This window comes from Kitasatospora sp. NPDC001603, assembly GCF_040298365.1.
GTDB lineage: Bacteria > Actinomycetota > Actinomycetes > Streptomycetales > Streptomycetaceae > Kitasatospora.
The window spans coordinates 12,301-33,459 of the sequence record NZ_JBEPAA010000084.1; the positions used below are offsets into that span (position 1 = coordinate 12,301).

A 21,159-nucleotide genomic window follows, 5' to 3' on the forward strand; every position below is an offset into this window, starting at 1 on the left:
GACTGTGGGCGGGTCGGCCGAGGTCTCCGGGGGTCGGCCCGGTCAGCCCCGGAAGAGGTTGTGGCCGACGTCCGACGGCACCTCGTCCTGGTACCCCGTGCTGCCCGGGCCGGGCACGTGCTCGCCGGGGACCGGCTCGGAGCTCTCCCGGTGCAGCAGCACCACGCCGTCCTCGGACCAGACCTGCCGGTAGCCGTGCGCCAGCAGCAGCTCGATCCGGGCCGCCTGCTCGCGGTCGGTCTTGAACGGGAACGCGCGCTTGTCGGCGCGGATCAGCACGTACTCGCGCCCGCGCGGGGTGCCGTCCACCAGCACCACGTCGGTGCGGGCGGTCAACCGGGGAGCGGCCTGGTTGTCGGCCTCGACCGTGACGCCGTCCGGGATCCGCTCGGCGCCCCGGATCAGCGCCGCCTCGCTCGGCTTCGGCTGCCAGTAGGCGTGGACGAACAGGCCGGCCGCCCCGAGCGGCAGCGCGGCCGCGATCGTCACGGCGGCCGCCGCCACCCCGAGGCGGCGGGTGCGCACGCGGTCGTGCCGGCGGCCCAGCACCTCCAGCGCCGCTACCAGCAGGACCGGCCAGAGGAACGCGTCGTAGTGCCGGGCGATCGACCAGTGGTTCGGGTTGCTGGAGAGCACCCGCTCCGCCAGCAGCGGCAGGGCGCAGAGCACCGTGGCCGAGCGCAGCGGCAGAAGGAACAGGGTGCCGAAGATCCAGAGCAGCAGCAGCGGCTTCAGCGGGGCGTCGAAGGCGGCCGACACCAGCAGCGTCGGGTCCGCGAGCACGCTGGAGGCGGCGTCGCCGGCGTCCGTCCCCAGCGAGCCGTAGTTCCAGTAGTAGCCGGGCACCCCGCCCATCGCCGGCACCAGCCAGGCGATCGCCACCACCGAGGCGAGCGGTCCGCCGAGCAGGAAGCCGGTGCCCCAGCGGAGGGTCCGCCGGCGCCGGTCACGGTCCTCGTCCCGGCGGCCCCGCAGCAGCAGCACCAGCCCGTACGCGCCGACCGCCAGCCCCAGGTCCTCCTTGGTGCAGCAGAGCAGCAGACCGGCCAGCGCCGCCGTGCCGTAGCGGCGGGCCAGCCCGCGCTCCAGCATCAGCAGGGTGAGCGGGACGGCGAAGGCGACCTCGTGGAAGCCGCCGCGCGAGGCCACCAGCAGCGGCCAGCCCAGCCCGTAGGCGAGGCCCGCCAGGTCGGCGGCGCGGCGGGCGGTGCGCGGGTCGGCGTCGGCGAAGCAGCGGTCGGCGACCCGGCGGACCAGCGGGACCCCGGCGGCGAACAGCAGTGCCTGGCCGACGAGCAGCGAGCGCGGGTCGTCCCAGAGCCAGTACAGCGGCGACAGCAGCGCGATCACGGGGGAGAAGTGGTCGCCGAGGAGCGAGAAGTCCGGCGGGAACTCGTGGTGGAAGCTCTTCAGCGACGACACCGGCAGACCGAAGTGCGCGTAGCCGCGCACGCCCTGGTCGAAGATGCCGAGGTCGAAGCCGCCCAGCTGGGCGGTGGTCCACTGCTGGGCACCGATCGCCAGGCAGACGGCGAAGCAGAGCAGGGTGAGGGCGGCGGTACGGGCGCGGGGCGGGAGGCGCAGGGCCGCCGCCGCCTTCGCGGGGGCGGTGTCGCCCGTGGTGCGGGCGTTCTCGCTCTCGGTGTCCGGGTACGGCGTGACGTCGTGCCGGGACATGCCTGATTCCTCCACTGTTCGGTTGCTCCGGTGCCTGCGGTGCCCCCGATTCGTACGGACCTTCGTACAGATCCCGAACCGACACCGGCCGACCACACTAACGGACTGCCGCTCACCGCCCCCCGGTTCCCGGGGCGCCCCGGCCCCGCGCCGGTGTCGGTACGCTCTACGACGGGCGCCCGCGCAGTGCGCGCGAGCCCCCGGCAGGCCCGGCAGCCCCTGGCCGCCCCTGCCGCCCCGCGGACCCGGACCGCCCGGGCGCCGCCGTACGGAGGAACACCAGCACAGTGACCGAGCCCACGCCCGCCCCGATCAGCCTGCTGTCCGACTGCGGGAGCTGTTTCGGGCTGTGCTGCGTCGCGCTGCCGTTCGCGGCCGGCGCCGACTTCGCCGTCGACAAGGCGGCCGGCACCCCGTGCCGCAACCTGCAGACCGACTTCGGTTGCGGCATCCACGCCCAGCTGCGCGACCGCGGTTTTCAGGGCTGCACGGTCTACGACTGCTTCGGGGCCGGTCAGCGGGTCTCCCAGGTCACCTTCGGTGGCCGGAGCTGGCGCGAGGCACCGGAGGACACCCGGCGGATGACCGACGTGTTCCCGGTGGTGCGGCAGCTGCACGAACTGCTCTGGTACCTCACCGAGGCGCTCTCCTACGAGCCCGCCCGCCCGCTCCGTGCCGAGCTGCGCCGGGCGCTCGCGGAGACCGACCGGCTCGCGGCCGGCACCCCGGCGGAGATCCTGGCGGTGGACGTGCCCGCCCACCGCCAGGAGGTGAGCGAGCTGCTGCTGAAGGCGAGCGAGCTGGTCCGGGCCGCCGTCCCGCGCCGCAAGGAGCACCGGGGCGCGGACCTCTTCGGTGCCCGCCTGCGCGGCGCCGACCTGCGGGGCGCCAACCTGCGCGGGGCGCTGCTCGTCGCGGCCGACCTCTCGGGCGCGGACCTGCGGACGGCCGACCTGATCGGCGCGGACCTGCGGGACGCCAACCTGGCCGGCGCCGACCTCACCGACGCGCTCTTCCTCACCCAGGCCCAGCTCAACGCCGCCCGCGGGGACGCCGCCACCAAGCTGCCCCCCGCCCTCACCCGCCCCACCCACTGGCCCGCCACGACCACCACCCCGGCGGCCGCCGACCGCCGCCCCCCGCGCAAGCCCCGCCCCGGCAGCCCGGGGAGCCGGGGGCGCCGCCGCTGACGGCCAGCCGGAGGCGCGGGGCGCGGGCGCACGAGCGCGTAGGAAGTCGGCCGGGCCGACTTCCTGTGTCGCCGACCGCCCCACGCCCCACCCCGACACCCCGGCACTGGCACGGAACGTCGAGCGGGCCGACTTCCTGCGCAGGCCCCCAGGCCGCTTCGAGTACCGCACTCGCTGCCGCTGGCCGCGCCCACAACCTGCACAGGAAGTCGAGCAGGCGGACGTCCTGCGTCGGGCCACTCCGGGAGGTGCCCGGCCCAGTTGTCCTCGGCCCCCGGCCGGCCTCGCCGATCTCCGGCCCGGGTGCGCAGGAAGTCGGGTGGGCCGACTTCCTGCGCGGGGAGCCTCCTTCGGTGCCGGAGCTGGACCGGGAAGGCGTGCCGTCGCCTCGGTTCCGGGTGCGGGGTGCGGGGTGTGGGTCGTCGAAGGGGTCGACCTTCCACGCACGGGTGTGGACTACGGGGGCCGGGTGCGTGGGAAGTCGGACGGGCCGACTTCCTGTGCGGGGTGTCAGGCCAGGACGTTCTGGTCTGTCAGGGGGCGGGGGCGCAGGAGGGTGCAGGTGGTGCCGGCCAGGAGGGTGAGGGTGACGGCGGTGAGCGCCTGGGTGGATGCGGCGGGGTGGAGGGGCCAGGCCCAGGGCTGGGGGCGGCCGTCGGGGTGCCAGCCGGCCGCCGCGCAGAGCAGCGGGACGGCGGCGATGGCGGCGGCGGCCGGGCGGTGACCGATCAGCGGGTGCAGCAGCAGCGCCGAACCGAGGTAGCCGGCGATGTTGCGGGCGAGGACGAGGGCGAGGTCGCCCTGGCCGGCCGCGTGGGTGAGCAGGCCCAGCGCCGCGCCCGCCGTCGCGACGGTCAGGGCGAGTCCGGTGTCCAGCCCGCGCAGGAAGCGTCCGGCGACGGCCTCCGTCCGCAGGTCGCCCCGGCCGAGGCCGTGCAGCAGGAACACGGCGGGCAGCAGCGTGATGATGTGCCCCACCAGGAAGCGGCCCGCATGCCCGTGCAGTGCGGGCACCGGCAGTTCGCCGTCGCCGATGAGCAGGCCCACCGCGAACGTCCCGGCCAGGGCGGCGACGACGGCGGGTACCGCGCGTGCCTTGCACCACCAGATCACCGGCCACCGCCCGGGGGCAGCGCGGGTGCCGGGGTGTCGCAGTGGCGCAGGGCCTCGGTGGCCGCCCGGTACCAGTCGAGTTGGGCTTCCCGGGGGAGCCGCAGCAGGTGCCCGGCGAGCGCGGCGTCCTCCGCGCCGAACCGACCCCGGGCGGCGGGCGCGGCTCCGTCCGGGGCGGCCTCGGCGGTGAGCCAGGCGGCCACCGGTCCGGCGGCCGCGCCGGCCGGGTAGGGGGCGCCCGCCCGGGCGCAGTCCGGGGTGCGGGGGAGCAGCCCGCCGACCACGCCGGGTGTCACGTCCTGCGCACGGGCCGTGGTCGGGACGCCCAGCTTGGCCTCGCCCGGCCCCGGCCGGGCCGCCATGGTGAGCGTCGCCGGTACCGGGACGCCCCGCTCGGCCAGGGTGGTGACGACCCGTCGGGCCTCCGTGCGGACCAGGTCCGCACGGGCGGTGCCCAGTTCCGGCCAGAGGCAGATCCGCGGCCGGCCGTGGTCGCAGACCAGCGCGGTGCCGGGCCGGTCCCGTACGGGCTCGGGCCCGAGCCCCCGGGCGAGGTGGGCGGCGAGCGTGACCCCGCCGGCCGTCACCGCCAGCGCGACGGCGAGCGCGGCCGGCGCGCCGCGGTACCGGATCACCAGGACGGCCGCCGCGCACACCGCGCCCGAGAACGCCAGGGCGCTCAGCACGGCCTTCTGGTCGAGGACCTGGTCCACGGCGCAGCAGTCGGGGAGCCCGCCGCCGACCAGGTGCCGCAACCAGTAGGTGGTGGAGGAGGCCGGGTAGGCGTTCAGCACGAAGCTGCTGACCAGGGCCAGCGGCACCGCGACCACCGGTACCAGGACCCGCCCGACGATCGAGCCGACCAGGGTGTTGGCGAGCAGCAGCCCGGCCCAGGCGGCGAACAGGCCGGGCTGCGTCGTGCCGGCCGCCGTGCCGCCGGCGACCGCGGCGGCGCCGACGGCCGCGGCCATGCCGAGTCCGCCCGTCACCACCACCGGAAGCAGGACGGGCGCCGTGATCGCCAGCGGCGACCGGACCGGCGAGCGGTCGAAGACCCGCCCCCGGTGCAGTCGGCCGCCCTCCCAGGCCCCGGCGGCCGCGCAGGCCGCGCCGGCGAACGGCAGCGCGATGCTCGCGTGTCCGGTGGCGGAGAGGCCGTAGCCGGGGGTGACCCAGTCGGTGATCTCGTCGCCGAGCGCGACGAGCAGGAAGCCGACCAGGAACGGCAGTGCCCGCAGTCCGGCGGAGGTGCGGAGGACGGTGCGCAGCAGCACGTCAGGCCTCCCGCTCGACCAGGTGCGTGTAGGCGGCCTCGGCGCCCTCGCCCCGGCCGGGGGCGAGGGCGCCGAACTCCTCGATGCCGCCCTGGAACCGGACCCGGCCCTGGTCCAGCACCACCACGTGCCGGTAGCTCGTGGCGAGGTCCTCCGTCTGGTGGGTGGAGACGATCACGCTCACCTCGGTGGTCAAGTCCTCGACGAGGGTGCGGAACATGCCGCGCTGCGCCGGGTCGAGACCGGCGGTCGGCTCGTCCATCAGGATCAGTTCGCTGCGGTGCGCCAGGCAGCCGGCGATGCCCAGCCGGCGCAGCTGCCCACCGGAGAGCCGGTGGCTGCGCCGGTCGGCGAGCGAGGCCAGCCCGACCCGGTCCAGCGCGCCGGCCGACGCGTGCCAGGCGTCGGCGCGCGACATGCCCTTCAACCAGCCGCTGTACGCGACCTGTTCGCGCACGCTGAGCCCCGGGACCGGGGTGACCTGTTGCGGCAGCCAGGCCACCGCCCGCCGGTAGGCCGCCCGGTCGCCGTGACCGGTCGGGGTGCGTCCGCGCCAGGAGACCGAGCCCCGGCGCGGGGCGAGTTGGGAGGAGGCCAGGGCCATCAGGGTGGACTTGCCGGCGCCGTTGGGGCCGAGCAGGACGGTGGCCGGATCGTCGATCCGCAGGGCGAAGCCGGCGAAGAGTCCGGCTTTCCGGCTGTACTGGAAGTCGACGTGGTGGAACTCAAGGGACATGGCGGGGTCGACGCATTTCGCTCGGTGGGTACGGGGCGATACCGGGGGAGGGGAGGCAGGTCGGCGGTCGGGGTCTCCACCGGCACACCGGCACACCGGCACAACGGGTCGTCGGGAGGCCGGGGAGGCCCGGGAAGTCGGGGAACGCCCGGACTTCCCGGGACTCCGGCGGGCGGGCCGGGCTCAGTACTGGGTGCTCACCGAGTCGACCCAGAGCTTGCCGCCGGCGCGCACGCCCTCCAGCGCGAAGTAGTACTCGCCGGAGCTCTGGTCGCCCCAGACGGAGGTGTCGCACCGGTTCAGCCGGTACCCGTAGGCCCGGTCGGGGCCGACGACGTCCTTGTAGAGCTGGAGATCGGCGTTCTTGAACTCGTTGGTGTCGGTGGTGCAGCCCTTGAACGACACCGTCGTCACGGCGTCGTCCCGGTCGTAGTCCGTCCACCGGCGGGACTCGGAGCCGGGCCCCCAGTTGCTGATGTGGGACGTCCAGGAGCCCTCGGCGAGGGCCGGCGTCGCGCCGGCGAACCCGAGCAGCGCGCCGGCCACCAGAATGCCGCGCACGAGCGTGCGGTGCTTCGCGTGCATATCCCGTCCGATCTTTTCGGTGACGCCACGGGGGCGTCATGCAGGCAAAAAGAAGCGAGCGGAGGTTCGACTGCCATCGGCCTTGATCACCCGATCGGACGAGCCGCCGCGGGAACGACCTTAGCGTGCACGAACAGCTGCCAAGAACTATTATTTCCGGCCATTCGGAGGGTGGGGGTGGTGGGGCCGGGGCTTGGCAAGTCGGTGATACGAAATGCTCGAAGATTTGCTTGGCCGACGGGATGTCGGCCAAGCAGTTCCGTAGATGTCATCGAATGAGCGAAAGGTTGTTCAGGTCTGATTTCGTAGGATTGTCATTTGCAAAATGGGGTGGCCAGTTCCCGCCGCCCGTCGGCTATGCGGTGAGCAGCCGGGAGCGCAGTGCGCCGATCAGTTCCTCGTCGAGGCCGAGTGTGCCGGTGGCATAGGCACGCACCGAGCCGTGGGCGGCGGTGAGGTCGGCGAGCACGTGCCGGATCACGTCCTCCGGCGCGCGCCCGTACCCCGGCCAGCGCAGCGTGCGCCCGGGGTTGGCGGCGTGCCAGTCGGCGACGAGGTGCGGCGTGGCCAGTTCGGTGAGGGCGAAGTCGGCCGCGATGTCGACCTCGGGGACGTCGAGCAGGGTGAGGAGCAGTGCGGCGATCAGCCCGGTGCGGTCCTTGCCGGAGGCGCAGTGGAAGACCACCGGGTGGTCCGCGGCCGCGATCAGTTCGATCACCTGGCGGATCTCCGCCACGCCGTCCTCGGTCACCTCGGCGAACCGGTCCGCGAGGTAGCGCCAGGGATCGACGTCGGGGTCGATCTCCGCCTGGTCGTACGGCCGGTGCTCGATCGAGAGGTTGTGGTAGGCCACGCCGTCCATCACGGGTATCCGCCCCTTGGCGGCGATCTCCCACGGGTAGCGCAGGTCGATCACGGTGCCGATGCCGAGGTCCCGGAACACCGCGAGGTCCTCGGGCGAGGAGAGCTTGCCCAGCGAGTCCGACCGGTAGAGCCGGCCCCACCGGACCGACAGCCCGTCAGAGGCCGGGTATCCGCCCATGTCGCGGAAGTTGTGCAGGGCCTTGAAGGCGATGTGTCGCGTCATGGCCGCACCCTACCGACCGCCGGCCGGGCACCTCCCGGCGAGAACCGGCGAATCCCCTCCGCGGTGGCCCGGGGGAGGGGATTCGGATGCGGTCGTTCAGCGGCCGGGCGTCGGGAAGGTGTCGGTGCGGACGGCGTCGATGAAGGACTGCCAGGTGGTGGAGGGGAACGAGAGGACGGGGCCCTCGGGGTCCTTGGAGTCGCGGACGAGCAGGGAGGGGTGGCCCACGGCCACCTCGATGCAGTTGCCGCCGTTGTTCCCGCTGTAGCTGGACTTGCGCCACGAGATGGTGGGGTTGTCAGGCATGACGTTGAGAAGTCCTTCCCTCACACTGCGGATCAGCGCGGCGCTCTCGCGGGGGGAGAGCGCGTCCGCCTGGAGCAGATCATAGGCGCGCTGCCTGCGTTGGACGACTCTCGGATCCTCGATGAAGTGGCCCTGATCCAGGCTCTCGGAGTAGATCCGCGTCTTGCCGTCGGGTGAGGTGACCAGCGAGACGATGGTGGCGAACGGTACACGTTCGCCGAGGCTGAGGGGCGCGACCTGGAGGACGACGTTGGGGAGCTGTCCGAGCGTCAGCAGGCGTCCGAGCTGTTCGTGCATGACCGCCTCGCCGCCCACGAGTGAGCGGATCGCGGCCTCGGAGTGGACGACCTTGAAGAGCGGGCCGTCCGGCGCGGTCAGGCGATGCTGGCGAGCCAGTCGAGAGGCGATGCGTTCCTCGATCAGGTCGGGGTTGCCCGCGGCGTCGCCCGATGCGAGCAGCGCGCGGGCGTAGGCCTCGGTCTGCAGGAGGCCTGAGATGTGGGCGACCTGGAACTCGCAGATCGTCGAAGCCCGCTCCTCGAACCCCGCGTAGCGCCGGAACCAGTCCGGGTGCTCCACCCGGGCGTACCAGTCGATCTCTCTCCAGAGGTCCATCAGCTGTCCGCCGGTGTCCAGCAGCCGGTCGGCCGCGAGGACGAAGTCCTCCTGCGGGTTGCGGGTGCCCGCCTCGATGCGGGAGATGTGCGGGCGGCTGCACGGGACGAGTGCGGCGAGTTCGCCCTGCGAGATTCCCTTCGCGTCGCGGAATCGCCGCAGGACGGCACCGAACACCGCTCCCGCGCTCGATCGCAGGTTCGGATGGACGGACTTCTGACGAGTCATGGTTCAGGCCCCCCTGTGTCAAGACGTTCCCTGGAACCGGCTGATCACTCGTCACCGAATTCGGAACCGTCGATGCTAAGCGTGGAACGGAACGGGCGCGCGCGCTAGTGAGTGCACGAAGCGCCCTGCCCGCGCACGGACCCCCCAATGCATCAGAAGGTGGCATCGTCATGCCCGAATCGCTTGACAGCACCCCTAGGGACCGATTCTGCTCCCTCCCGCGTCATCTCTCCTCCGCGTCCGCCGCGCGGATCGTGCTCCGGGGGTTCCTCGCGGACGTCACGGGCGGCGCCTGCTACGCCGAGGCGGCCGAGTTGATCGTGTCCGAGCTGGTCGCGCACACCGTGCGGCGTCCGCGCAGGCCGGAGCACCTGCTGATCGACGTGCTGTTCGAGTACACCGCCCCCGCCGGACTGCGGATCGAGGTGTACGACACCGGGCTCGCCGACCGGGGGCGGGTGCCGGACGAGCCCCAGGCCGGCCCCGGTCTGGGGCTCGTCCGGGAGCTCTCGTCCGCGTGGGGGCAGGAGTTGAGCGAGGGCGAACTCGCCCACAGCCTGGTCTGGGCGCAGCTCGACCCGCCGTCCGGCGTCACCGCTTGAAGTCCTGCCCATGGACGAACGAATCGAGCACGCGCGACGTCTCTGCAGTCACTCGGTGTTCGGGGGCGAGGCGGATGTCCTGCCGGGGGTGGCCGCCAACCTGGTCGGTCTCGCGTACATCGCCGCCGCCGAGGGCTGCCCCGCTGATGCGCGGGCCCTGCTCGACGAGGCCGCCGAACTGGCCGCCGGCGCCGGGGCGAAGGCCGTCCTGCACTCGATCGACGAGGCGCGGGCCGAACTCTGACCGGTACGGGCGTCGGCGCGCCGCTTCACACGCTGCGGTCGGCGAGGACCTCGCGGATCACGTGGCGGGCGTTGGCCGCCAGGGCGGGGTTGGTGGTGCGGTAGTAGGGGAGTTGGATCAGGGCGATGGACAGGGCCCAGGCGCGGCCGCGGGCCCAGGTGGCGTCGTCGGCGGCGAGTGCGGCGCGGAAGGCGGGCCGGGCCGCGGCGGGGAGCAGGTTCCAGGCGACGATCTGGTCCACGGTCGGGTCGCCGACGCCCATGACGCCGAAGTCGATGACGGCGCGCAGCCGGCGGTTGCCGAGCAGGAGGTTCCCGGGGGACAGGTCGCCGTGCATCCAGGCGGGTCTTCCGGAGTGTTCCGGTAGGCGAAGGGCCTTCTCCCACACGGTGGTTGCCGCGTCCGTGTCGATCGATCCGCGGAGTCGGCCGATGGCGGCCCGGGTGGAGGCGTCACGGGAGGCCAGCGGCACGCCCCGGGAGCCCGGTGGGCCGTCCGCCGGGTCGACCGCGCGAAGCGCGGTGATGAACCCGGCCAGGTCCTGGGCGAGTTGGATCGGCGCGGTGGTCGCGCCGACCACCGGGTTGGCGCCGTCGATCCAGCGCAGCACCGACCACTCCCACGGGTAGCCGGCGGCGGGCCGGCCGAGTGCCAGCGGGGCGGGGATGGGGAGCGGCAGGTGCGGTGCCAGCTTCGGCAGCCAGCGCTGCTCGCGTTCGACGCTCTCGGCCGCCCACCCCACCCGGGGCAGCCGTACGGCGAGTTCGGGACCGAGCCTGAACATCGCGTTGTCCGTCCCGGAGGAGGCGACCCGTTCGAGCGGCAGCCCGGCCCAGTGCGGGAACTGGGCGGCGAGCAACCGCCGTACCAGGGCGGTGTCGATGTCCGGTTCGTCGTCATGCATCCGGGCTGCAGCGCACATGCCCGGCACTGTACTCCCGGGTTCCACGGCCGTTCACCGTATTTCGAACACCGGGGTGGGGCGGTGGCGATCAGGTGGGGACGTCGGGTCGTGTGGGGGGCGCCCGGCGGTGCGTTCGCGCGGTGGGTGCCGCCGCGGCGGGCCGGACCGACGTCGTCCGGATCGCCGCCGACGGCCGCCCCTCCCCGACCGTCAACGGCTGAACTCCGCCGCCGCGCCACGCCCGGTCGCTTTGGGGGCGGCCGGGAGGTGTCGCCGGTCAGTGCCAGAATGCGGGGGTACGGGGAAAGCAACTCTGGAGAAGGTGACCGGCTTCGTGAGCACGCCAGACGAACAGGTGGCCCAGCAGGCCCAGCAGGCGATCGAGCGCAAGATCGCCGAGGAGCTGGGTGTCCGCGGCGGGCAGGTGAAGGCGGCCGTCGATCTGCTCGACGGCGGCGCGACCGTGCCGTTCGTGGCCCGCTACCGCAAGGAGGCGACCGGCTCGCTCGACGACACCCAGCTGCGCACCCTGGAGGAGCGGCTGCGCTACCTGCGGGAGCTGGAGGAGCGGCGCACGGCCGTCCTGGAGTCGATCGAGTCCCAGGGCAAGCTCGACGAGGCGCTGCGCGGGCAGATCCTCGCCGCCGACTCCAAGGCCCGCCTGGAGGACATCTACCTCCCGTTCAAGCCGAAGCGTCGGACGAAGGCGCAGATCGCCCGCGAGGCCGGTCTGGAGCCGCTCGCCGACACCCTGCTCGCGGACCCGACCCAGGATCCGGCGGCGGTGGCGGACGCCTATCTGAACGAGGCGGTGGCCGACCGGGCCGCCGCGCTGGAGGGCGCCCGGTCCATCCTGGTCGAGCGGTTCGGCGAGGACGCCGACCTGGTGGGCTCGCTGCGCGAGCGGATGTGGACCCGGGGCCGGGTGGTCGCCACCGTCCGTGCGGGCAAGGAACAGGAAGGCGCCAAGTTCGCCGACTACTTCGACTTCGCCGAGCCGTACACCAAGCTCCCCTCGCACCGGATCCTGGCGATGCTGCGCGGCGAGAAGGAGGAGGTGCTGGACCTCGAACTCTCCCCCCACGACGGCGAGGAGGCCGGTGACCTCCCCGGCGCGAGCGACTACGAGCAGCGGATCGCCGCCCGCTTCGGCATCGCCGACCACGGCCGTCCGGCCGACAAGTGGCTCGGCGACACCGTCCGCTGGGCCTGGCGCACCCGCATCCTGGTGCGGCTCGGCATCGACCTGCGCGGCCGGCTCCGTCAGGAGGCCGAGGACGAGGCGGTGCGCGTCTTCGCCGCCAACCTGCGCGACCTGCTGCTCGCCGCACCGGCGGGCACCCGCGCCACGATGGGCCTGGACCCGGGCTTCCGGACGGGCGTGAAGGTCGCGGTCGTGGACGCCACCGGGAAGGTCGTCGCGTACGACACGATCTACCCGCACCAGCCCGCCAACAAGTGGGACGCCGCGCTGGCCACCCTGGCGGCGCTGGCGAAGAAGCACGGCGTTGACCTGGTCGCGATCGGCAACGGCACCGCCTCCCGCGAGACGGACAAGCTCGCCGAGGACCTCATCAAGCGCCACCCGGAGCTGAACCTCACCAAGGCGATGGTCAGCGAGGCCGGCGCCTCGGTCTACTCGGCCTCGGCGTTCGCGTCCCAGGAGCTGCCCGAGCTGGACGTGTCGATCCGCGGCGCGGTCTCCATCGCCCGCCGCCTCCAGGACCCGCTGGCCGAGCTGGTCAAGATCGACCCCAAGTCGATCGGGGTCGGCCAGTACCAGCACGACCTCAGCGAGGTGAAGCTGTCCCGCTCGCTGGACGCGGTGGTCGAGGACTGCGTCAACGCGGTCGGGGTGGACGTCAACACCGCCTCCGCGCCGCTGCTCACCCGGGTCTCCGGGATCACCGGCACGCTCGCGGACAACATCGTCGCGCACCGCGACGCCAACGGTCCGTTCCGGACCCGCAAGGCGCTCAAGGACGTCGCCCGGCTCGGTCCGAAGGCGTTCGAGCAGTGCGCGGGCTTCCTGCGGATCCCGGACGGCGACGACCCGCTGGACGCCTCCGGGGTCCACCCGGAGGCGTACCCGGTGGTGCGCCGGATCCTCGCCGGCACCGGCGGTCAGCTGCGCGAGCTGATCGGCAACAGCACCGCGCTGCGTGGCCTGCGGCCGGGGGACTTCGCCGACGAGACCTTCGGCATCCCGACCGTGACCGACATCCTCGGCGAGCTGGACAAGCCGGGCCGCGACCCGCGCCCGGCCTTCCGCACGGCCACCTTCAAGGAGGGCGTCGACAAGATCGGCGACCTGGAGGTCGGCATGGTGCTGGAGGGCGTGGTCACCAATGTGGCGGCCTTCGGCGCCTTCGTCGACGTGGGCGTGCACCAGGACGGCCTGGTGCACGTCTCGGCGCTGTCGAAGAACTTCGTCAAGGACCCGCGCGAGGTGGTCAAGCCGGGTGACATCGTCACCGTGCGGGTGACCACGGTGGACGTGCCGCGCAAGCGGATCGGGCTGACGCTGCGCCTCGACGACGAGGTCGGCCGGGAGCGCGGGGGCGACCGCGGTGACCGGGGTGACCGGGGCGGCGACCGCGGGGGCGACCGGGGCGGCCGGCAGGCGCGTCCGCCGCGCCAGGACCGGCGGGGCTCGGGCGGTGGCTCGGCTGCGGGCTCCGGGGGCTCCGGTTCGGGCGGCCAGGCCCCGCTGGGCAGCGGGGCGATGGCGGACGCGCTGCGCCGGGCCGGTCTGGCGGGCGGGTCCGGCTCCGAGGGCGGCCGCCGCTCCGGGCGCCGCTGAGGCAGCCGCCCCGGCTGGGGTCGCCGGGGCCCGGTTCCGCCGCTCGGACGTGACGCGGCGGCGGGCCGGTGGACGTGCAGTCCACCGGCCCGCCGCCCCGGCCGGTCCCGGCTCGGGCCGGTCGCCGCTCAGGCCAGGAGCTTCTCCTTGGCCCGCTGGTACTCGACCTCGGTGATCGCACCGCCGGCCTTGAGGTCGGCGAGCTTGGCGAGGTCGTCGACGTGGCTGCGCCCGCCGGCCGCGGCGGCGCTCGCGGTGGAACCCGTGGAGCCCGTGGCACCCGGGGCACCCGGGGCACCCGCGCCCGGCGGACCGCTCCCGGGCGCCTCGGCGGCCGCCTCCCGGATGTACGCCTTGAACGCGGCCTCGTTCTGCCGGGCCTCGGCCACGTCCCGCTTGCTCATCGACGTGCCACGGGCGATCACGTAGACGAGGACGCCGATCAGGGGCAGCAGGATCACCAGGACCAGCCAGCCGGCCCGGCCCCAACCGCTGAGGTCCTGGCTGCGGAAGATGTCCGTGATGATCTTGAACAGCAGGAAGAACCAGAGGATCCAGAGGAACAGCTCGAACATCGTCCAGAAGATGTTGAGCAGCGGGTAGTTGTCCATGACGCTCCCGTCGGTGACGACCCAGGTCAAACGAGTCATATCACCGCATGAAGGGCATGGCGCCGCTGTGATCGGCCATCCCAGTGATCTTCGCCGCCGCCGGGTGTGAGCCCCGCCCGGGCCCCGGTCGCGCCCGTGCCCCCGGCCCACGCCCCGGCCCCGGCTCGCCCCCGCCGCCGCCCCGCTTCGCTAGCCGGCGGACGTCCGCCCGCGCAGCTCCACGGCCAGGCCGACCAGCTCGCCCCACCACGGCTCGTGGCTGCCGACCAGCAGCCGCTGCGCCTCGGCCGGCTCCACCGCACGGACCTCGACCACCTGCTCGCCGTCGTCCGGGTTGGTCGGGGTGGAGTCCACCGACACCTCCGCCCAGCCCCAGAGCCAGGCCTTCTCGGGGTGCGGCTGCCACGGCCGGTACGGCTCCGCGCTGTCCGTCACGCAGCGGTGGGCCCCCAGCCAGGACGGCTCGCCGAGCAGGCGCGCGCCGGCCTCCTCACGCAGCTCGCGGACCAGGCAGGACTCGATCGACTCGCCGCTCTCCCGCGTCCCGCCCGGCAGGAACCAGTGGTCGCGGTCGTCCCGGCAGAGCACCACCAGCCCGGCGGAGAAGCCCACCAGGTGGATGTTGGTGATGAGTTCGTCCGGTGGCAGCGCGAGGGAGAACTGCGCGTCGTACCGGCCCCAGGGCCAGTACTGCGGTGCGTGCAACGCGGGGAAGCGCGCGGCCAGTTCGGCCGCTCTGGCAGAGACGTCGGATCGGTCCGTGGTGTCGGTCATTCGGTGATCGTAGTCCCGGCCGGACGCAGCAGGGGGGTGGTCGCCTGGACGAGTGCGAGGTCGGCCACGTCGATCGCCCGGGGGCGGCGCGGGATGGTCGCCTCGATCGGGACGCCGGCCCAACTGCCGAGCGAGATCTCGGCCGTGATGCCCGGTCCGAAGCCGGCGATCAGGCCGTGGGTGCCGTCCGCGACCCCGCCCTCCTCGAAGAGCCGGGCGAGGGCGTCGAAGACGACCGCGCTGGCGATGTTGCCGCGCTCGGTGAGGGTGGCGCGGCTGAAGCGGAAGGCCGCGGGCTCCAGGTCGAGGTAGTGGCAGAGGTCGTCGAGGATCCGCGGGCCGCCGGCGTGCACGATGTAGAAGCCCAGGCCCGAGATGTCCCAGCTGTGTTCGGTGGCCAGCGTGCGCAGGGCGGGCGCGAGCATCTCCATGGTGCCGGGGACGCGTTTGTCGAGCTGGAAGTGGAAGCCGGTGTCCCTGACGCCGTAGGAGATCCAGTCCTCGGTGTGCGGGACGAGGTGCGAGCCGTTGCGCTCGATGTGCACGCCGGTGCCGCCGCGGCCGCGCATCACGGCGGCGGCGACGGCGTCCCCGAACAGGCCGTTGGAGAGCAGCGACCCGACGCCGAGGTCGGTCGGCTGGTAGCAGAGCGAGCAGAACTCGCAGGCCACGATGAGCACGTTGGCGCCGGGGTAGGCGCGGCAGAAGTCGTGCGCCCGGTTGACGGCGGCGCCGCCGGCCGCGCAGCCGAGCTGGGCGATCGGCACCTGGCGGGTGTCGGAGCGGAAGCCCATGGTGTTGATCAGCCAGGCGGTCAGCGACGGCATCATGAAGCCGGTGCAGGACACGTAGATGATCAGGTCGATCTCGCGGGCGGACAGCTCGGCGTTGGCCAGGGCGCGTTCGACCACCTCGGGGACCCTGCGCTTGGCCTCCCGCTCGTAGACCGCGTTGCGGCCGGTGAAGCCGGGGTGGCGCAGGGTCTCGTCGATGGGCTGGACCAGGTGCCTGGTCCGGACGCCGGTGTTCTCGATCAGACGCAGGGCGAGGCCGAGCTGTGGATGGTCGGCGTGCAGGCCGCGGGCCAGGTCGAGGGTCTGCTCCAGGGTGATGACGTGTTCGGGGACGGCGATGGCGGGTCGGCAGAGTGTTGCCATGGGTACGGATCTCCCCTGGAGGGCCTACGGGTGCGTCGGAGGGGCGCCGGGCCGGCGCGGCGGGGAGCTGGTCACCAGGCGACCGGCAGGGTCCGCGGATAGCGCCAGATCGAGCCCGTCCGCCAGTCCAGCTCGGCGGCCGGCACGGCGAGCCGCAGGTCGGGGAAGCGGCGCAGCAGGGTGCCGATGGCCACCTGGAGCTCCATCCGGGCGAGGTGGGCGCCCGCGCAGTGGTGCGTCCCGTAGCCGAAGGCCATGTGGTTGGCCGAGCCGCGGTCGAGGTCCAGCTCGTCGGGCCGCTCGAACATCTCCGGGTCGCGGTTGGCGGCGAGGTAGGAGACGTGGACGGCCTCGCCGGCCCTGATCCGCACGCCGCCGAGTTCGACGTCCTCGGTGGCGACCCGGGCGATGCCGACGCCCTGGCGGAACGGGATGAAGCGGAGCAGCTCCTCGATGGCGCGCGGCAGCAGCTCCGGCTGGGCGCGGAGCTTGCCGAGCTGCTCGGGGTGGGTGAGCAGGGTGTAGGTGATGTTGCTCAGCTGGTAGGTGCTGGTGTCGTGGCCGGTGACCAGCAGGACCATGGCCATCACGGCGAGCTCCTGGTCGTCCAGCAGCTCCTCCTCGTCCCGGGCGGTGGCCAGGGCGCTGATCAGGTCCTCGCCGGGGGAGCGGCGGCGGGCGGCGGTCAGCTCGGAGAAGTAGGCGCGCAGCGCGGCCTTGGCCCGGACCTGGCCGTCGCCGCTGCCGGGGCCCATCGACATCATCGCGACGGCGTGGCCGCGCAGCTCGGCGCGGTCCTCCTCGGGGATGTCGAGCAGCTCGCAGATGGTGACCATGGGGAGCCGGGAGGCGAGGTGGTGGACGAAGTCGGCGGGGGAGCCGTGCTCCGCCATCTCGTCCAGGAAGCCGTCGACCGTGCGCTGGGTCTTCGGCCGCAACTGCTCGACCTGCCGGTTGGTGAACCCCTTGGCGACCAGCCGGCGCAGCCGGTTGTGGGCCGGCGGGTCCATCAGGTTGATCGCCTCGACCTGGGCGATCGGGGCGGGCGTCATCCGGGGGAGGTCGCGGCCGATGCCGGCGGCGCGGCTGAACCGGCGGTCGGTGGTGACGACGCGGACGTCCTCGTAGCGGGTGGCCAGCCAGGCCTCGCCCTCGCCGTGCGGCAGGCGGATCCTGGCGACCGGGTCCTCGGTGAGCAGTCGCTTGAGGAGGGGGTCGAACTCCAGGCCTTCGGTGTGGTTGAAGGGGCAGTCCCACACGGGGGCGGAGGTAGTCACGGGCTTATCCCAATGGCCGGAGTTGGTGCCGCCCGACCGGGGGATCGTTCGGGCGCGGACGTGCTGATGTTCCCCCATGGAAAGGCAAAAATGTGGATAAGGAGGATAGTTCGCTCGATCGAGCGAGATAGATGATTGTCGTGCGATATGCGGGAGTTGAGGGCATGCGAATGCCCGGGCGAGCGGGGCGCGCCCGGCGGTCGGGCGCGCCCCGCCCGGTCAGCCGCCGAAGTTGAGCGCGTACAGCGAGCGTGCGAGGTCCGGGGTCACGAAGTCCAGCGGGACGGTGCCGAGCACCGGGCGGGCGGGGCGGTCGAGGGCGCCCAGGTAGGAGCGGAGCTTCGGCGTGATCGCGTCCGCGGCCTGGCGCGGCCAGAGGCCCCAGCCGGAGCTGGAGGTGAAGGTGAGGAACAGGCGGCCCGGGTCGGCGGCGGCGCGGGCGGCGTCCAGGTGGGCGGAGACCTCGGGCCACTTGCGGGAGTTGAGCTCGAAGATGGTGCCGATGTCGTAGTCGTCCTCGATGTCCGTCCGGGGACCGCCCCAACGGAGCCCGGGCAGGCCGGAGTTGTCGGCCAGCAGGACTACCCGCCCGCGCACCTCGCCGAGCCGGGGGATCCGGTCCTCGCTCCAGAACAGGCCCGGCCAGCGCGCCTGGTAGCCGGCGAAGAGTGCGCCGAACTCGCTGTCGGAGACCGTGGAGTACTCCTGTTTGACCCGCATGACCAGGGTCTCGCCCGGGTGGGCGGCGAGGAAGGCCAGGCAGTGGTTGAGGACGTCGCCGAAGAAGATCTGCTGGAAGACCGGGCCGTGGTGGATCGCGAGCACGCCGTCGATCGCGCGGCAGCGGATGTCCAGGAAGCGCACGCCGGCCGCGAACTGGTCCGGCAGGGCGAGCGTCTGGGTCTGGGTCAGCGGGCCGCCGTACAGTGCGCAGCTGTCGTGCGTGCCCGGGAGGGTGAGCCGGGAGAGCGGGGCTCCGCCGTCGACGGCGCCCAGCCAGTCGGCTCCCGCCGGGACGGCGAGCGCGCCGGCCCGGGGCGTGGCCGCCCCGAGGCCGGCGGCGGTGAGGGCGCCCAGCAGGGCGGTTCGGGTGAAGGTGCGCCGGCTGATCGGCGCGTGCGAGGTCACGGGCACGGTCTGGTACCCCCGTCGGGTGTGGTGGCCGGATCACGACAATGGCATGTCCATTGTGGAGAGATCGGCCCGCCCTGCCCAGCCCCGCGACGGCGCGCGGTCGCACCTCCGCCCGTCAGGGGCGGGCGAGTTGTCGCGCGGGCGGGCGAGGTCCGGTCGGCCCGCGCCGCGCACGGGTGAGGTCCGGCCCGGTGGCCGGCCGGCCCCCGGGAGTCACCAGGCCGCCTCGCGGTAGTCCTTGAGGAAGACGCCCGACACCGGCGCCCCGGCCTCGCCGCGGACGATCGGGTCGTAGACGCGCGCGGCGCCGTCGACGATGTCGAGCGGGGTGCGGAACCCGTCGGCGGCAAGCCGGGCCTTCTTGGGGGCCGGGTTCTCGTCGGTGATCCAGCCGGTGTCGACCGCGCACATGTGGACGCCCTGAGCGGCGAGTTCCTCGGCGCTGGTGCGGGTGAGCATGTTGAGGGCGGCCTTGGCCATGTTGGTGTGCGGGTGGCCGGCGGTCTTGTTGCGGACGGCGAACCGGCCCTCCACCGCGGTGACGTTGACGATGTAGCGGCGGGCGTGCGGCGCGGCCAGCAGCAGCGGCAGCAGGCGGTCGCAGAGCAGCGCGGGTGCGAGCGCGTTGACCAGCTGGGTTTCCAGGAGCTCCGCCGGGTCCAGCGCGCCGAGCCGGGCCGACCAGGAGTTGACCGGCGCGGGGTCGGGCAGCAGGCCCGCCTCGTCGGCCCACTCGGACGGCAGGGCGACGGCCGACCGCTCGGCGGCGGTGCCGAGTTCGGCGGCGGGCCAGGCCGGGGCGAGGGCGGGCATCGGCCGGAACCCCGGGGCGTGGACGACCGCGGTGGACGCGGCCGGCAGCGCGGCCCGCTCACCGGCGGCCAGCAGGGCGTAGGACCCGGGCGGGCGGCGCAGGGTCTGCGCGGCGTTGTTGACCAGGATGTCCAACGGGCGGCCGTCGGCGCGGAGTTGCTCGGTGAGGCCGAGTACCTGGCGCGGGTCGCGCAGGTCGATGCCGACCACGGTGAGGCGGTCGCGCCACTCGGCGCTGCCGGCGGCGGCGTGGAAGCGCCGTACGGTGTCGTGCGGGAAGCGGCTGGTGACGATCAGTTCGGCGCCGTCGCGCAGCATCATCAGGGCGAGCTGGAAGCCGATCTTCACCCGGCCGCCGGTGAGCAGTGCCCGGCGCCCGCGCAGGTCGGTGCTGAGGCCGCGCCGGGCGGTGTTGTCGACGGCGCAGTCGGGGCAGAGCATGTGGTAGAAGGCGTCCACCCGGCGGTAGTGCTGCTTGCAGACGTAGCAGCGGCGGCCGAGCCGGAGCTCGCCGAGCGGGGCGGCCGGGGCGGCGGCGGTCAGCGGCGCGTCCTCGCGGCGGTCCGGCGCGCCGGTGGCGGTGGCGGCGAGCAGGCCGGCATCGGCCAGGCGGTCCTCGTCCCGGGCGTCCTGGCGACGGCGCTTGCGGCTCTCCCGGACGAAGGACTCCAGTTGGCGCTCGGCGTGCCGGCGGACCGAGTGGTCGGCGGGGAGGGCGCGCAGGCGTCCGAGGGTGCGGCCGAAGGCCGCCAGCTCCTCCGGGCCTATCTCGTCGGCCGCTGTCCGCTCGTCGCTCCGGACCGTCATGTCCTCCCCCTCGTGCGCTGTGCTGCGATGCCGTGTGCTGCGGTGCCCTGTGCTGCGATGCCCCGTGCTGGGATGTCCGCGCTGCGGCGCCCCGGTGGTCGCGGCCGGAGGCGAGCGGGCGCTGCGCCTGCCGTCGTGCCGCCGGACCAGGACGAGGACCGGACAGGACCGGACCAGGACCGGACCAGGTCCGGGGCCCGCCGGGGAGGCCGGACGCGGACCGGCGTGCCCGCCGCGGTGCCGCCCCCGGGCGGTGGTCAGGACTGTAGCGGCTGCGCCCGACAAGTGAGATCGCATTATTCGTAGGATGAGACCTTGATCGCGGCGGATGTGCTGCGAGCCCGCGGCGCGGTGCGCGGCGGGATCGAGGCGGTTGCGCGTCGCGGCCTCGCGGCGGGCCGGCCGCCGGCCCGCGGTGTCCGCACCGCGGCCACGAAGGGAACGGGGAGAGCGGCACGATGGTGAGTCTCGGCGCGATAGCCGGCATCGCGATGGTGGAACTGGGGATGGTCCTGTCCCCCGGTCCGAACATGATCTACCTGGTGTCCCGCTCGGTCGCCCAGGGCCGGCGGGCCGGGCTGACCTCGCTGGCGGGCGTCTTCGTCGGCTTCCTGGTCTACCTGGTCGCGGCGACGGCCGGGATCGCGGCGGTGTTCGCGCTGGTGCCGGAGGTCTATCTGGCGCTCAAGCTGGCGGGCGCGGGCTACCTGCTCTGGCTGGCCTGGAAGGCCGTCCGGCCGGGCGGCACTTCGGCGTTCGCGCCGAAGGAGCTGGCGGCCGACCGGCCCGCCCGGCTGTTCGGCATGGGCCTGCTGACCTGCCTGCTGAACCCGAAGATCGCGATCCTGTACGTCTCGCTGCTGCCGCAGTTCGTCGATCCGGACCGCGGCCACGTCGCGGTGCAGAGTCTGCTGCTGGGCCTGACGCAGATCGCGGTCGGCGTGGCCGGCAACGCGGTCTTCGTGCTGATGGCGGGCTCGGTGTCGGCCTTCTTCGCGCGCCGCCCGACCTGGCAGCGGGTCCACCGGTACCTGATGGGCACGGCGCTGGCCGGCTTCGCGGTGCGGCTCGTGGCGGACCGCTCGAACGCCGCGGTGGCGGCGCCCTGAGCCGCCGTCGGGGGGGGGGCCCGCCCCGCCGGGCGGCCGCCGCCCCCCGCCCCCCCCCGCGGCGCGCGCGGATACACACCACAACTGGCCGACACCGAGGACGTAGGGGTCAC

19 protein-coding genes are annotated in these 21,159 nt (G+C 73.8%); 5 read left to right on the forward strand and 14 right to left on the reverse strand.

The genetic code is table 11. The features are described 5' to 3' along the window. Positions 1 to 42: 42 nt before the first annotated feature. The gene (locus tag ABT263_RS33230; protein WP_352296228.1) at positions 43 to 1,677 is read right to left on the reverse strand and encodes a DUF2079 domain-containing protein; all 1,635 of its coding nucleotides are present in this window, start codon (positions 1,675 to 1,677) and stop codon (positions 43 to 45) included. A gap of 287 nt (positions 1,678 to 1,964) precedes the next feature. Here ABT263_RS33230 and ABT263_RS33235 point away from each other — a divergent pair, with 287 nt between their 5' ends. Continuing rightward, entirely contained in the window at positions 1,965 to 2,867 is a 903-nt protein-coding gene (locus tag ABT263_RS33235; protein WP_352296231.1) for a pentapeptide repeat-containing protein, read from the forward strand. A gap of 510 nt (positions 2,868 to 3,377) precedes the next feature. On the opposite strand, the gene ABT263_RS33240 is transcribed toward ABT263_RS33235, so the two are convergent. The 6 genes from ABT263_RS33240 to ABT263_RS33265 all read right to left on the reverse strand — a co-directional run bounded on the left by ABT263_RS33240 (position 3,378) and on the right by ABT263_RS33265 (position 8,811). Beyond that, complete coding sequence (locus ABT263_RS33240; protein WP_352296234.1) at positions 3,378 to 3,980, reverse strand: hypothetical protein; 603 nt, start codon at positions 3,978 to 3,980, stop codon at positions 3,378 to 3,380. Then, on the reverse strand, positions 3,977 to 5,254 hold the full coding sequence (locus ABT263_RS33245; RefSeq protein ID WP_352296235.1) for a DUF7224 domain-containing protein: 1,278 nt from the start codon (positions 5,252 to 5,254) through the stop codon (positions 3,977 to 3,979). Before ABT263_RS33245 ends, ABT263_RS33240 begins: the two co-directional genes overlap by 4 nt. A gap of 1 nt (position 5,255) precedes the next feature. Beyond that, positions 5,256 to 5,990, reverse strand: coding sequence for an ATP-binding cassette domain-containing protein (locus ABT263_RS33250; protein WP_352296238.1), 735 nt, complete (start codon positions 5,988 to 5,990; stop codon positions 5,256 to 5,258). A gap of 183 nt (positions 5,991 to 6,173) precedes the next feature. Then, positions 6,174 to 6,575 (reverse strand): hypothetical protein, encoded by a 402-nt coding sequence (locus ABT263_RS33255; RefSeq protein ID WP_329487087.1) that lies wholly within the window; start codon positions 6,573 to 6,575, stop codon positions 6,174 to 6,176. Positions 6,576 to 6,930: 355 nt separating this feature from the next. Continuing rightward, a complete protein-coding gene (locus ABT263_RS33260) occupies positions 6,931 to 7,662 on the reverse strand; it encodes a tyrosine-protein phosphatase (protein ID WP_352296241.1) in 732 nt (243 codons plus the stop codon). 96 nt (positions 7,663 to 7,758) lie between these two features. After that, positions 7,759 to 8,811: a Scr1 family TA system antitoxin-like transcriptional regulator gene (locus ABT263_RS33265; protein ID WP_352296244.1), complete on the reverse strand. Its 1,053-nt coding sequence runs from the start codon at positions 8,809 to 8,811 to the stop codon at positions 7,759 to 7,761. A gap of 170 nt (positions 8,812 to 8,981) precedes the next feature. Here ABT263_RS33265 and ABT263_RS33270 point away from each other — a divergent pair, with 170 nt between their 5' ends. Both ABT263_RS33270 and ABT263_RS33275 read left to right on the forward strand, forming a co-directional pair. Beyond that, positions 8,982 to 9,413 carry an ATP-binding protein gene (locus tag ABT263_RS33270; protein ID WP_352296247.1) on the forward strand — a complete coding sequence of 144 codons (432 nt, stop codon included), beginning with the start codon at positions 8,982 to 8,984 and terminating at the stop codon, positions 9,411 to 9,413. Positions 9,414 to 9,423: 10 nt separating this feature from the next. After that, positions 9,424 to 9,657 (forward strand): hypothetical protein, encoded by a 234-nt coding sequence (locus tag ABT263_RS33275; protein WP_352296250.1) that lies wholly within the window; start codon positions 9,424 to 9,426, stop codon positions 9,655 to 9,657. Between the two features lie 25 nt (positions 9,658 to 9,682). Here ABT263_RS33275 and ABT263_RS33280 read toward each other — a convergent pair whose 3' ends face one another. Then, entirely contained in the window at positions 9,683 to 10,579 is an 897-nt protein-coding gene (locus tag ABT263_RS33280) for an aminoglycoside phosphotransferase family protein (RefSeq protein WP_352296252.1), read from the reverse strand. 316 nt (positions 10,580 to 10,895) lie between these two features. Here ABT263_RS33280 and ABT263_RS33285 point away from each other — a divergent pair, with 316 nt between their 5' ends. After that, positions 10,896 to 13,364 carry a Tex family protein gene (locus ABT263_RS33285; RefSeq protein WP_352296255.1) on the forward strand — a complete coding sequence of 823 codons (2,469 nt, stop codon included), beginning with the start codon at positions 10,896 to 10,898 and terminating at the stop codon, positions 13,362 to 13,364. A 128-nt stretch (positions 13,365 to 13,492) separates the two neighbouring features. Here the strand turns inward: ABT263_RS33285 and ABT263_RS33290 are convergent, their stop codons facing one another. From ABT263_RS33290 to ABT263_RS33315, 6 genes are all read right to left on the reverse strand, one after another. Continuing rightward, a complete protein-coding gene (locus ABT263_RS33290) occupies positions 13,493 to 13,975 on the reverse strand; it encodes an SHOCT domain-containing protein (RefSeq protein WP_352296269.1) in 483 nt (160 codons plus the stop codon). Positions 13,976 to 14,164: 189 nt separating this feature from the next. Next, on the reverse strand, positions 14,165 to 14,749 hold the full coding sequence (locus ABT263_RS33295; RefSeq protein ID WP_329487080.1) for an NUDIX hydrolase: 585 nt from the start codon (positions 14,747 to 14,749) through the stop codon (positions 14,165 to 14,167). Next, the gene (locus ABT263_RS33300) at positions 14,746 to 15,906 is read right to left on the reverse strand and encodes a type III polyketide synthase (protein WP_352296258.1); all 1,161 of its coding nucleotides are present in this window, start codon (positions 15,904 to 15,906) and stop codon (positions 14,746 to 14,748) included. The genes ABT263_RS33295 and ABT263_RS33300 overlap by 4 nt, the downstream gene beginning before the upstream one ends. Positions 15,907 to 15,977: 71 nt before the next feature. Beyond that, the gene (locus ABT263_RS33305; RefSeq protein ID WP_352296261.1) at positions 15,978 to 17,183 is read right to left on the reverse strand and encodes a cytochrome P450; all 1,206 of its coding nucleotides are present in this window, start codon (positions 17,181 to 17,183) and stop codon (positions 15,978 to 15,980) included. A 219-nt stretch (positions 17,184 to 17,402) separates the two neighbouring features. Further along, on the reverse strand, positions 17,403 to 18,311 hold the full coding sequence (locus ABT263_RS33310) for a phosphatidylinositol-specific phospholipase C (RefSeq protein ID WP_352296264.1): 909 nt from the start codon (positions 18,309 to 18,311) through the stop codon (positions 17,403 to 17,405). A 219-nt stretch (positions 18,312 to 18,530) separates the two neighbouring features. Further along, positions 18,531 to 19,937 carry an SDR family NAD(P)-dependent oxidoreductase gene (locus ABT263_RS33315; RefSeq protein ID WP_352296267.1) on the reverse strand — a complete coding sequence of 469 codons (1,407 nt, stop codon included), beginning with the start codon at positions 19,935 to 19,937 and terminating at the stop codon, positions 18,531 to 18,533. A 458-nt stretch (positions 19,938 to 20,395) separates the two neighbouring features. Between ABT263_RS33315 and ABT263_RS33320 the strand changes: the two genes are divergently transcribed. Continuing rightward, positions 20,396 to 21,046 carry a LysE family translocator gene (locus ABT263_RS33320; RefSeq protein WP_329487074.1) on the forward strand — a complete coding sequence of 217 codons (651 nt, stop codon included), beginning with the start codon at positions 20,396 to 20,398 and terminating at the stop codon, positions 21,044 to 21,046. Positions 21,047 to 21,159 lie beyond the last annotated feature (113 nt).